The organism is Burkholderia sp. KBS0801 (assembly GCF_005937855.2).
GTDB classification, from domain to species: Bacteria; Pseudomonadota; Gammaproteobacteria; order Burkholderiales; family Burkholderiaceae; genus Burkholderia; species Burkholderia ambifaria.
On record NZ_CP042177.1, the window covers coordinates 1,554,880 to 1,566,163 of the forward strand.

General features: G+C 66.0%; 11 protein-coding genes and 1 pseudogene. 7 read left to right on the forward strand and 5 right to left on the reverse strand.

Going from position 1 to position 11,284, the window contains the following annotated elements; all coding sequences use genetic code 11:
* Positions 1-90 precede the first annotated feature (90 nt).
* The 3 genes from FFI87_RS07485 to FFI87_RS07495 form a co-directional block, all read right to left on the reverse strand.
* On the reverse strand, positions 91-348 hold the full coding sequence (locus FFI87_RS07485) for a hypothetical protein (protein WP_006758856.1): 258 nt from the start codon (positions 346-348) through the stop codon (positions 91-93).
* 136 nt (positions 349-484) lie between these two features.
* Entirely contained in the window at positions 485-757 is a 273-nt protein-coding gene (locus FFI87_RS07490) for a hypothetical protein (protein WP_011656682.1), read from the reverse strand.
* Positions 758-979: 222 nt separating this feature from the next.
* Positions 980-1,654, reverse strand: coding sequence for a YdcF family protein (locus tag FFI87_RS07495; protein WP_011656683.1), 675 nt, complete (start codon positions 1,652-1,654; stop codon positions 980-982).
* Between the two features lie 199 nt (positions 1,655-1,853).
* Between FFI87_RS07495 and FFI87_RS07500 the strand changes: the two genes are divergently transcribed.
* Positions 1,854-2,171, forward strand: a complete 318-nt coding sequence (locus tag FFI87_RS07500) for a hypothetical protein (protein ID WP_006754206.1) — start codon at positions 1,854-1,856, stop codon at positions 2,169-2,171.
* Between the two features lie 189 nt (positions 2,172-2,360).
* Here the strand turns inward: FFI87_RS07500 and FFI87_RS07505 are convergent, their stop codons facing one another.
* Together FFI87_RS07505 and FFI87_RS07510 are read right to left on the reverse strand one after the other, a co-directional pair.
* The gene (locus FFI87_RS07505) at positions 2,361-2,612 is read right to left on the reverse strand and encodes a hypothetical protein (protein ID WP_011656684.1); all 252 of its coding nucleotides are present in this window, start codon (positions 2,610-2,612) and stop codon (positions 2,361-2,363) included.
* Positions 2,613-2,814: 202 nt separating this feature from the next.
* Positions 2,815-3,210, reverse strand: a pseudogene (locus FFI87_RS07510) (transposase); the annotation flags it as partial.
* 432 nt (positions 3,211-3,642) lie between these two features.
* Here FFI87_RS07510 and FFI87_RS07515 point away from each other — a divergent pair.
* The 6 genes from FFI87_RS07515 (at position 3,643) to nusA (ending at position 11,235) form a co-directional block, all read left to right on the forward strand.
* A complete protein-coding gene (locus FFI87_RS07515) occupies positions 3,643-4,545 on the forward strand; it encodes a LysR family transcriptional regulator (protein ID WP_011656685.1) in 903 nt (300 codons plus the stop codon).
* A 64-nt stretch (positions 4,546-4,609) separates the two neighbouring features.
* Positions 4,610-5,812, forward strand: coding sequence for a pyridoxal phosphate-dependent aminotransferase (locus tag FFI87_RS07520; protein WP_138847819.1), 1,203 nt, complete (start codon positions 4,610-4,612; stop codon positions 5,810-5,812).
* Positions 5,813-6,083: 271 nt separating this feature from the next.
* Positions 6,084-7,106, forward strand: coding sequence for an SMC-Scp complex subunit ScpB (gene scpB, locus FFI87_RS07525; protein ID WP_138847818.1), 1,023 nt, complete (start codon positions 6,084-6,086; stop codon positions 7,104-7,106).
* A gap of 60 nt (positions 7,107-7,166) precedes the next feature.
* Positions 7,167-8,885, forward strand: a complete 1,719-nt coding sequence (gene rluB, locus FFI87_RS07530; RefSeq protein ID WP_138847817.1) for a 23S rRNA pseudouridine(2605) synthase RluB — start codon at positions 7,167-7,169, stop codon at positions 8,883-8,885.
* Between the two features lie 416 nt (positions 8,886-9,301).
* Positions 9,302-9,760, forward strand: coding sequence for a ribosome maturation factor RimP (gene rimP / locus FFI87_RS07535; protein WP_006752291.1), 459 nt, complete (start codon positions 9,302-9,304; stop codon positions 9,758-9,760).
* The gene (gene nusA, locus FFI87_RS07540) at positions 9,760-11,235 is read left to right on the forward strand and encodes a transcription termination factor NusA (RefSeq protein WP_006752290.1); all 1,476 of its coding nucleotides are present in this window, start codon (positions 9,760-9,762) and stop codon (positions 11,233-11,235) included. The genes rimP and nusA overlap by 1 nt, the downstream gene beginning before the upstream one ends.
* Positions 11,236-11,284: the final 49 nt, after the last annotated feature.

Genomic DNA, 11,284 nt, shown 5'->3' on the forward strand with positions numbered 1-11,284 from the left:
GACGGATCGATCGTTCCCGGATCCGCGTGCTGTGGAGGTTCGTTTGAGCGGGGCAAGGCGGCCGGACGCATTGCCGGCCGCTGCGATCCGTCAGTGCGACGTGCTGGGTACGTCGAGAATCAGGATGATCGTCCAGTCGGCATCGCCGTCGTGATGATACTGACGCTCGGCGACGATGAACGGTTGCTGCTTGCCTTGCGGGCCGAGGAAAAGCACGTCGCCCTCCATCGGCAGGCACTCGATCGGCGGCAGCGCGAGGAACGCGTCGGTCGAGCCGCGCGGCATCAGTTGCTTGATCTTGCGAGTGGCTTCTTCGGTCCACTCGATGTCGAGTTGAATGTTGCTCATGCTGTCCTCCGCACCGGGGTGCGCACGGGTGGAAAATTTCGGTGCGCGACTTTAGCACAACGCGCGGGCGCCGCAACCAAAAAAGCCGAACCCGGTTGCCCGGATTCGGCTTTTCGCTTGTGCGGTGCCGCCGAACTTACTGGCTGGCAGCTTCTGCCGGAGCCGCCTTCTTGGCGGCCTTCTTCGCTGCCTTGTGATGCATCGCCTTCTTGACGTGGTGATGCTCTTCCTGCGCCGCCGGCTGTGCAGCCTCGGCTGCTTGCTGCTGTTGCAGTGCCTGTGCGCGCTGCTCGATCTCGGCGATCTTTGCCGGATCGGTGATGGTCTGGATTTGCGTGCTCTCTTGCGCATACGCTGCGCCAGTCAGCGCCGACATCGCGACCAGAATAGCCAGGGACGTCTTCTTCATTGCTTTACCTCCGCTAAGTGGTGATGAACCCGAATGTTGCCGTTTTGTCTGGCGACTGCAATCGAGTGCGTGTCGAGTGTAACAAAAGTGACGGATCAATGTGCACCGGATCGAGGCGCAGCGCAAGGCCCCGTTGAAGTCGCGCAACACTTCGTGCGTTCCGTCACGCGCCTGCCATCCGGGGCGATACCGTCGCTTTCGCCTCCGGTGCCCGTGGCGCCGTCAGAACCAGCCGAGCCATCGATACACGTGAAATTGCGCGATGCCGACCAGCTCGTGCAACGCCCGGTTCGCGTTTTCCAGGTTGTCTCGGCGGGGCAGCCAGCCCAGTTGAGCGCGCCGGCGATTCGAATAAACGGGCTGCGGATCGATGCCGAAGTGGCGGAAGTCGAGCAATGCGCGGCGCATCTGGTACGACGACGCGACGAGAATGCGCGTGTCGTCATGTTGTGAGCGTAGTATAGAAGCAGTGAATTTCGCGTTTTCGTAGGTTGTACGGCTGTTCGGCTCGAGCACCAGGTCGCCCGGAGCGACACCTTCCGCCACCAGCCGGCGTCCGTAGACGGCCGCCTCGGTTTCGCCGTGATGTTGCGGGTCGCCGCCCGACATCACCACGGTGCAGCGGGTGGCCTGCTGCACGCACGTGCGATAGAGCGCGGCGGTCGTGCGGATGCGCGCTTCGCCGTCGGGCGGCGCCTGCAGGCCGGTTTCGCCGCGCCGCGTGCCGATGCCGAGGGTGATCAGCGTGGTCCGGCCGTGCATGGCGGGGTGCTCGACCGGCGTCACGCCGGCCTCGGTCCACGCGATGAGCGGCGCCGCGAGCCAGCCGGTCGCAAGCAGCCAGAACACCGCGGCGCCGGCGATCGCGATCTGTCGCCGCCGCTTGCGGCAGAGCATGAAACAGATGAAGAGAAGTACAAACGAATCGAACAGAATCAATTTGATTGGGGTATGGTGTCTTTTTATGGACGGCTGACGATCTGGCCCTAACGCGACGCCGAACGTCGGCCTCCAGAATCGGTGGCGGTATCGGCGGGCGGAGCTCCCGCCCGGCACGCCGCTTCGCATTGTCGCTGCACTTTAAGAAAGAATCGAGATGGCCACGTATTCCAACGAAGCGGTGCTCGACGCATTGAGACGAGTGCAGTACCGCCAGGTACCGTGGGCGCGCCGCCCGGGCGTGTTCGAGTATCTCCGGTCGCTAGGACTGATGGACACGGTCAGGCAGAAGACCGTTGCGCCCGCACCGGGTTTTCATGCGCCGGTCGACATCGCGGTGCTGACCGACAACGGTCGAGCCGAATGCGCGCGCCTCGAGCGCGACGAGAAATTACTTTCCTGGACCGATCGCCGCATGGACGACTACGCATTGAGCGAAGCCAGCGCCGTGGCGATTCTCGAAAGCCGCCTGTAGCGGCGCGCGCCTGTCCTCGCGCAGCCCTGCGCGACACGCCGAAAAAAAGCCCGTATCGCGAGGATACGGGCGTACCGGATACTTTTGCTGTTGCCATGCTGTGCTCATGGCAACGAATGTGACTCGTCGCATATCGAGCAGTTCCCGAATCGGGGAATTTTCTTTGACGAAAACCAGCAGGTTGCCGGGCTACGGATGGCGCGGCAGCTCGGTCGGCTGCGAGCCGATGCGCGCGCGTGCGTTGCTGGCGATGTCGCCGCGCAAGTCGCCGCGCGGCACGGTCTGCCGATTGGACGCCGTGGCGGGCGGTTGCTGGCGAAGGGAATTGCGGTGCTCTTGCTGGCGGTGAGGCTGCTTGCCGCGATCATCGGCGCGAGCGGGGGCGGTCAGCGCCAGTGAAATGACAATGCCGCATGCGACGAGCAGTGACATTGGTTTCATGGCGGGGGCTCCCTTCAAGCCGCCGGCGCAGCTTGTTGATATGACGCTAAGGTAAGCGCGGGAGTGCAGGTTTGCTGTAAATAATAGTAAAGAGATGTATCGCAGCACGACAGCGGGGATCGACGACGACGCGAGCGCCGCGCAATGAACGGGGCGCTGAAAGAAACCGGGCGGCCGAAGCCGCCCGATCGAGCATGCGTTACGCCATCTTCACGGGGGCGCGCCAGGATTCCGGGTTGGTCCAGAAGGCGCCGCGCAGCCGGTCACGGCTCGGCGGTGCAGGCGGCTTCGCCGCGCTGGCCCCGATGCGACCGCGCAACGAGATCTGGCGGCCGCTCGTGCCGAGTCGCTTGACGATTTCGGCGAGCGTACCGTCTGCCTGCCATTCGTCGAAGCGACGGCGGCAGGTCGGCGGCGACGGATAGCGGCCCGGCAGTTTGGACCAGCCTTCACCCGTCGACAGTACCCACAGCACGGCATTGACCACGGAACGGGCCTCCACGCGGGGACGGCCGCGCCGTTCGCTTCGTGCGGGTTCCGAGCAAAACAGACCTTCGACCAGCGCCCACTCGTTATCTCTCAAATCGTCGAACAGCATCATGTCCTCACCTCAGCGAAGCTAACTCCGGTGCGCTGCCCTGCGCCGCGCACTCTTCAGGCACTCGAACGTCGAGTGCCGGGTGGGGGCGTCCGGTTGGCCGGCAGCGGCGTTTCTGCCTTCCCGTCCGACGAAAACCTGCGCCCTGTGCGTCAGATAAAGCACGATGTGTGCCACGTCGGAGGCGATTCCCTCGAGAGCCGCTTGGCAGCGGGCTAACGGCTAAGTCAGCTAGGGGCGTATAAGACGCCAAAATAACCCGGCAGCAAATCGGGACAATCACCAATCTTGTGCAATTCGCCCGTACCGCGTGCGTTCGCGCGAATATTGCACCGCAGCGAAACATGGGTGGTCGATACCGGATTCGCACCTCGAAGCGTGTTTCGCGCATTAAAATCGCGCATCGGTATCCACGATTGATGAGGTGAAGGGATGAACGTAACGCTGCGCCAGCTTCGCGTGTTCATCGAGGTAGCGCGGCTCAGGAGCTTCAGCCGCGCGGGCGATGAGATCGGGCTCACGCAGTCCGCGGTGAGCCGTTGCGTGCGTGAGCTCGAGACGGAGCTCGGGCTGAAGCTGATCGACCGGACCACGCGCGACGTGCAGTTGACCGATGTCGGCGCAAACCTGATCGCGAGCGTGTCCCGGCTGATCGACGATCTCGACGACACGCTGCGCGAGATTCGCGAGATCGGCGAGCAGCGGCGGGGGCGCGTGATCGTCGCCGCGAGCCCGACGATCGCGTGCCGGCTGATGCCGCGCGTCGTCGCGTCGTGCGAGCGCCAGTTCCCGTTCGTCACGCTTGGCTTGCGCGACGACGTGCAGAGCGACGTACTGCGCAAGGTGAAGTCGAGCGAGGTCGATTTTGGCGTCGTCATCGGCCCGCTTACCGTGGCCGATCTCGTGTGCGAACCGTTGATGACCGACTCGTTCTGCCTGGTCGCGCGCGCCGATCATCCGCTTGCGGCGCGGCCCGAGGTGCCGTGGACGGCACTCGACGGCGAGCGCCTCGTGCTGCTCGACCATGCGTCCGGAAGCCGGCCGCTGATCGACGCTGCGCTGGCCACCCATCGGGTGAACGCGACGGTCATGCAGGAACTCGGCCATTCGGCGACGGTATTCGGGCTCGTCGAGGCCGGGGTCGGCGTGAGCGTGCAGCCGTGGCTGTCGCTACCGCTGCCGGCAGGATCGACGCTGGTCGCGCGGCCGCTGACGCCGCGTACCGAGCGCACCGTCGAGCTGGTGCGCCGCCGCGACCGGTCGCTGTCGCCCGCCGCGCAGGCGATCTGGGAGCTCGCGCGCCAGATGCCGGCGCGGGCGGAGGACCTCGACTGACGGTGCGGATCCGGCGCGCACGCCGGTACACTACGCGGATCGTGTTCCACGGGGGCAGTTCTCGATGACGCATTCCGCAGATGCCCGCCCGGCGACGGGCGCGCCGGCGGCACGCAGCGCGGTCCAGGCGCTGCGTCCGTCGCTGATCAGGGAAGTGGCGAACGCCGGCTTCGACGTGCCCGACGTGCTGCCGTTCTGGTTCGGCGAATCCGATCGCGTGACGCCGGCATTCATTCGCGACGCGGCCGCGGCGGCGCTGCGCGACGGCGCAACCTTCTATACGCAGAACCTCGGCACCGTCCCGCTGCGCCGCGCGATCGCGGCCTACGTGAGCGCGCGCCACGGCGCGACGCCGGTCGATACAGTCGCCGTGACGAGTTCGGGCGTGAGCGCGCTGATGCTGGCTGCGCAACTGCTGGTCGGTCCCGGCGATCGCGTCGTGGCGGTCACGCCGCTCTGGCCGAACCTCGTCGAAATCCCGAAGATCCTCGGTGCACAGGTCGAATGCGTGCCACTCGGCCATGGCGATGCGGGCTGGCGGCTCGATGTCGACCGGCTGCTCGCGGCGCTGACGCCCGACACGCGGATGCTGTTTGTCAATTCGCCGAACAATCCGACCGGCTGGACGATGTCCCGCGACGACCAGCAGGCCGTGCTCGCGCATTGCCGAAGGCACGGCATCTGGGTGGTCGCCGACGAAGTGTACGAACGACTCGCGTTCGGTGCGGCCGGCGCGCCGTCGTTCCTCGACATCGCGTCGCGCGACGAGCGGCTGATCGTCGTGAATTCGTTCTCGAAGGCGTGGGCGATGACGGGCTGGCGGCTCGGATGGCTGGTCGCGCCGGCGCAGGTCATGGGCGATCTGTCGAAGCTGGTCGAATACAACACGTCGTGCGCGCCCGCGTTCATCCAGGCCGCGGGCGAAGTCGCGCTGCGCGATGGCGAGCCGTTCGTGCAGTCGTTCGTCGCGGCGCTGCGCGGTGCGCGTGACCATATCGTTGCCGCGCTGCGCACGCTGCCGGGCGTCGACGTGCCGCCTCCATCGGGCGCGATGTATCTGTTCCTGCGCTTGCCCGGCGCGGACGACAGCCTCGCGTTCTGCAAGTCGCTGGTCCGTGAGACAGGGCTCGGACTGGCGCCGGGGCGCGCATTCGGCCCGGAGGGGGAAGGGTTCGTGCGCTGGTGCTATGCATGCGATCCGGCGCGGCTCGATGCGGGCGTCGAGCGCTTGCGCCGCTTCCTCGCGCGCGGCGCGGGTGCGCGCTGAAGCGGGGACGGAGCGCCGCGGGGCCCGCGGAACGGCGGCCCGTTCGGCTCATCTTTACGCACCGGGCGAATTTGCGTAATATGGCGCTCAGTCACGCGGTTCCGTCGTTGAGCCGTGCTGTTCCGTCCGGTTTGGGCCTGGCTTGAAGTTGGTTCGCCGCCCCCGGTTCGTGCTCCCATCAATATGACCGATCAGAATCGGGCGAGCGCGTCTTCCGTTACTTTCGTCTGTTTGATCCGGTTCGTTTGACCACAGGGTCTGGCCTAGCTGCATGAATACCCAAGAGGCGAAGATCGTCCTCGAGACTGCTTTGATCTGCGCGCAGGAACCGCTGAAGCTCGGCGATTTGCGCAAGCTCTTTGCCGACGGCGTGTCGGCTGACACGGTCCGCACGTTGCTCGAAGATCTGAAACAGGAATGGTCCGGCCGCGGTGTCGAACTGGTGGCGCTGGCAACCGGATGGCGCTTTCAGAGCAAGCCGGCGATGCGTCACTACCTGGATCGACTGCATCCCGAGAAGCCGCCGAAATATTCGCGCGCGGTGCTCGAAACGCTCGCGATCATTGCGTATCGGCAACCCGTCACGCGCGGCGACATCGAAGAGATTCGCGGCGTCACGGTCAATACTCAGGTGGTCAAGCAGCTCGAGGACCGCGGCTGGATCGAGGTGATCGGGCATCGCGACGTGCCGGGGCGTCCGGCGCTGTATGCGACGACCAAGCAGTTCCTCGACGATCTCGGCCTGAAGGCGCTCGACGACCTGCCCGCGCTCGAGGAGCCCGCCGCGAACATCGAGGCCGCGCTGCTCGCGCAGCAGGCGATGGATTTCGACGGTGACGTACCGGCGGTGGAAGCGGCGCCGGAAGCCGGCGAAGCGGCGGCCGACGAACCACACGCGCAGCCTGACGAATTGCCGGGCGACGCGGCGACGGACGTCGCGTCGACGCACGAAATACCGAACCGCGATACGCTGGAAGCTGATCGCGTTCAAACCGAACAGGGCGGCGCCGACGCAGCGCCGGCCGGCGGGCAGTCCGAGCCGCCGCGCGCGGAGTGGAACGAGGAAGATCGCAAGCCGGCCGCCGACGCGGTTGCCGGAGACGGAGCGGAGGCGCTCGGCGACATGCCGGGCGAGCCTGGAAACGCCGGCGCCTCACGATCCGGTCCCGCGGATGGCGAGATGCTGGACGATACGTCCGACAGCCTTGCCGATGCCGTACGCAGTGCCAGTGCGCCCATCGGCGCCGACGCGCTACCGGACGACGAAGCAGAACCCGAACAGCGCCGCGCCTGATCGCGGCCGACTTCTTGCCGCGCCCGCGCCGGGCGCGAGACCTGACATTTTGAGGTTGTTTTGACAGATATCCACGATATTGAATCGTCCGCGCCTGCCGCACAGGCCGCGCGTGCCGACGATGCGCCGGAGCAGGACGCTCCGGCCGCGGGTGGTGACGAGCGTCCCCGCCGCGGCCTGCGGCGCGGTCCGCGCAGCCTGATCGCGCGTCGCCGCGCAGCGGCCAAGTCGAAGGGCGCCGAGGGCGAGTCGCAGGACGGCGAAGGCGCCGACGCGCAGCCGGCCGACGCCGCCGAAGCGCAGCCCGCGCGCGCGCCACGCAAGGAAGGCGCGGCCAGGGGCGGCCGCAAGCCGGCCGGCAAGCGTGAAGGTGCACCGAAGGGTGCGCAGGGCGGACAAGGCGGCCAGTCGCGGCGTGGCGGCCCGGCGAAAGCCGAGGGCGGCGCGGCGAAGGCCGACGGCGATGCAGCGTCGCAGGACGATCTGTTCGCCTATGTGACGTCGCCGGCGTTCGACGCGGACAACTCCGCGGGCGGCAGCGGCGTGCGTGCGCCGATGCTGCGGCGCGGTCGCGCGCAGCCGACGAACAAGCGCGTGCTGTCGCCGGACGACGACGCGCCGAAGCTTCACAAGGTGCTCGCGGAAGCCGGCATGGGCTCGCGTCGCGAAATGGAAGAGCTGATCGTCGCCGGCCGCGTGTCGGTGAACGGTGAGCCCGCGCACATCGGCCAGCGCATCATGCCGACCGACCAGGTCCGCATCAACGGCAAGCCGGTCAAGCGCAAGCTGCCGAACAAGCCGCCGCGCGTGCTGCTGTACCACAAGCCGACGGGCGAGATCGTCAGCCATGCGGATCCGGAAGGTCGTCCGTCGGTGTTCGATCGCCTGCCGCCGATGAAGACGGCGAAATGGCTCGCGGTGGGCCGCCTCGACTTCAACACCGAAGGTCTGCTGATGCTGACCACGTCCGGTGATCTCGCGAACCGCTTCATGCATCCGCGTTACAGCGTCGAGCGCGAGTATGCGGTGCGTGTTGTCGGCGAACTGTCCGAAGGGATGCGGCAGAAGCTGCTGCATGGCGTCGAGCTCGATGACGGCCCGGCGAACTTCCTGCGCATCCGCGACGGCGGCGGCGAAGGCACGAACCACTGGTATCACGTTGCGCTGGCCGAAGGCCGCAACCGCGAAGTGCGCCGTATGTTCGAGGCGGCCGGCCTGATGGTGAGCCGCCTGATCCGTACGCGCCACGGTCCGATCCCGCTGCCGCGCGGCCTGAAGCGCGGTCGTTGGGAAGAGCTCGACGAGGCGCAGGTGCGCAAGCTGATGGCGACCGTCGGCCTGAAGGCGCCGTCCGAGGAAAAGGGCAAGCGCGGTGGCAGTGGGCCGGCCGAGCGCCGCCAGCCGGATCCGATGCAGACGTCGATGGGCTTCATCAGCCGCGAGCCGGTGCTGACGACGCATGGTCAACTCGACCAGCCGCGTCGCGGCGGCGGTCGGCGCGGCGGCCCGGGCCTGCCGGGCCTGAGCGGCTACGGCAGCCTGCCGGTTTCGCCGTCGGGCCATGGCAACCGCTCGGGTGGCGGTCGCGATGTCGACGGCAATCGTGCGTCGTATGGCGCCGGTCCCAAGCGTGAAGGCGGCGCGGGCGCCAAGCGTGGCGGCGGCAAGGGCGGCGGTAACCGCAACCCGAACGGCAATCGCGCCGAAGGCGGCGGCAACGCCGGTGGTGGTGCGCGCGGCGGCCCGCGCCCGCAGCGCAATCGCTCGCGCGGTCGCTGAGCGTTTCTGGCGGACGGCGGCGTCAAGCCGCCGGCGCGCCGGCGAAATCGGCGTGAATCCGGTTGGGTCGGCACCGCGCGCTGCGTGACTTGCTTTCGACTGTATATATATCGCGCTGCCGGACTGTGCCTGGTCGGACAGTCCGGTTTCGCATTTTTGATCGGTAAATGCGGGCTGGGCGCTGCATTTACCGGCTGGCTTGGCGTTTGCGCCAAAAAACGCTATAATCGCAGAGTCGCTGGGCGTACGGATTCAATGTGCGGCTCAGGTGCGACCACCAGTAAGAAGATGGGCGTTCCGCCCATTTTTTTTTGCTGAAACGGTTAGGCATCTCGGGTAGCGCTTCCTGCGCCGGCTAAGGCGCGCGCCCGCGGGTGTAATCGCGAGCGGCGGGCGCGAACACCTGAGAGGACACTGTGCAACTGACGGAACTGATAGAAACCACGGTCACCGGGCTCGGCTACGAGCTGGTGGATCTCGAGCGCACCGGGCGCGGCATGCTTTGCATCTATATCGATCAGCTTGCCGGCATCTCGCTCGAAGATTGCGAAAAGGTCACGCGTCAGCTCCAGCACGTCTTGACGGTCGAAAACATCGATTACGAACGGCTCGAAGTCTCGTCTCCGGGGCTCGACCGCCCGTTGAAGAAACTGGCCGACTTCGAGCGCTTCGCCGGCAGCGAAGTTTCCGTGACCTTGAAAAAGCCGCTGGACGGGCGCAAGACGTACCGGGGCATTCTGCACGCGCCGAATGGCGAAACGATCGGTTTGGAATTTGAGGGGAAGAAGGGCGAGGCGGCCATGCTGGATTTCACGCTGGCAGACATCGACAAAGCCCGCCTGATTCCGCAAGTTGACTTTAGGAGCCGCAAATAATGAGTCGCGAAGTGTTGATGCTGGTGGATGCGCTGGCGCGCGAGAAAAACGTCGACAAGGATGTGGTGCTGGGCGCCCTCGAGGCTGCGCTCGCGTCCGCTTCCAAGAAGCTGTTCGACGAAGGCGCCGAAATCCGCGTCCATATCGATCGCGAAAGCGGCGAGCACGAAACCTTCCGTCGCTGGCTCGTCGTCCCTGACGAGGCAGGCTTGCAGGAGCCGGATCGCGAGATCCTGCTGTTCGAAGCGCGTGAGCAGAACCCCGACGTCGAAGTCGGCGAATTCGTCGAGGAGCCGGTGCCGTCGATCGAGTTCGGCCGTATCGGCGCGCAGGCCGCCAAGCAGGTGATCCTGCAGAAGGTGCGCGATGCCGAGCGCGAGCAGATCCTGAACGACTACCTCGAGCGCGGCGAAAAGATCATGACGGGCACGGTGAAGCGCCTCGACAAGGGCAACTTCATCGTCGAATCGGGCCGCGTCGAAGCGCTGCTGCGCCGCGACCAGCTGATTCCGAAGGAAAACCTGCGCGTGGGCGACCGCGTGCGTGCGTACATCGCGAAGGTCGACCGCACCGCGCGTGGTCCGCAGATCGAACTCTCGCGCACGGCGCCCGAGTTCCTGATGAAGCTGTTCGAGATGGAAGTGCCGGAAATCGAGCAGGGCCTGCTAGAGATCAAGGCAGCCGCTCGCGATCCGGGCGTGCGCGCGAAGATCGGCGTGATCGCCTACGACAAGCGGATCGATCCGATCGGTACCTGCGTCGGCATCCGCGGCTCCCGCGTGCAGGCCGTGCGCAACGAGCTTGGTGGCGAAAACATCGACATCGTGCTATGGTCCGAGGATCCCGCCCAGTTCGTGATCGGCGCGCTCGCGCCGGCAGCCGTCCAGTCGATCGTCGTCGATGAAGAAAAGCACTCGATGGACGTCGTCGTCGACGAGAACGAGCTGGCTGTCGCGATCGGGCGCAGCGGTCAGAACGTTCGCCTTGCCGGCGAACTGACCGGCTGGCAGATCAACATCATGACGCCGGACGAATCCGCCCTGAAGCAGGGTGAAGAGCGCGATCGACTGCGTGCGCTCTTCATGGCGCGTCTCGACGTCGACGAAGAAGTTGCCGATATCCTGATCGACGAAGGCTTCACGAGCCTCGAAGAGATCGCTTACGTGCCGCTCAACGAAATGCTCGAAATCGAGGCATTCGACGAGGACACCGTGCACGAGCTGCGCAACCGCGCACGCGACGCACTGTTGACGATGGCGATCGCCAACGAAGAAAAGGTCGAAAACGCAGCGCTGGATTTGAAGGGCCTCGACGGCGTCACGCCGGAGTTGCTCGCAAAGCTGGCCGAACACGGCATGCAGACGCGGGACGATCTCGCCGAGCTGGCTGTGGATGAACTGGTCGACATGACCGGGATGGAAGAGGATGCCGCTAAGGCGTTGATCATGAAAGCACGTGAACACTGGTTCCAGTGAGAAATGACCATGGCGCACTGATTTGATGGCGGCCGTATGGCCTGACCCG

Excerpts from the sequence above, each read along its gene's own strand:
- FFI87_RS07515 (WP_011656685.1), top strand. The coding sequence starts at position 3,643 with ATGAACGTAACGCTGCGCCAGCTTCGCGTGTTCATCGAGGTAGCGCGG.
- nusA (WP_006752290.1), top strand. The coding sequence starts at position 9,760 with ATGAGTCGCGAAGTGTTGATGCTGGTGGATGCGCTGGCGCGCGAGAAA.
- FFI87_RS07490 (WP_011656682.1), bottom strand. The coding sequence starts at position 757 with ATGAAGAAGACGTCCCTGGCTATTCTGGTCGCGATGTCGGCGCTGACT.
- FFI87_RS07485 (WP_006758856.1), bottom strand. The coding sequence starts at position 348 with ATGAGCAACATTCAACTCGACATCGAGTGGACCGAAGAAGCCACTCGC.
- FFI87_RS07495 (WP_011656683.1), bottom strand. The coding sequence starts at position 1,654 with ATGCTCTGCCGCAAGCGGCGGCGACAGATCGCGATCGCCGGCGCCGCG.
- FFI87_RS07520 (WP_138847819.1), top strand. The coding sequence starts at position 4,610 with ATGACGCATTCCGCAGATGCCCGCCCGGCGACGGGCGCGCCGGCGGCA.
- FFI87_RS07500 (WP_006754206.1), top strand. The coding sequence starts at position 1,854 with ATGGCCACGTATTCCAACGAAGCGGTGCTCGACGCATTGAGACGAGTG.
- FFI87_RS07505 (WP_011656684.1), bottom strand. The coding sequence starts at position 2,612 with ATGAAACCAATGTCACTGCTCGTCGCATGCGGCATTGTCATTTCACTG.
- scpB (WP_138847818.1), top strand. The coding sequence starts at position 6,084 with ATGAATACCCAAGAGGCGAAGATCGTCCTCGAGACTGCTTTGATCTGC.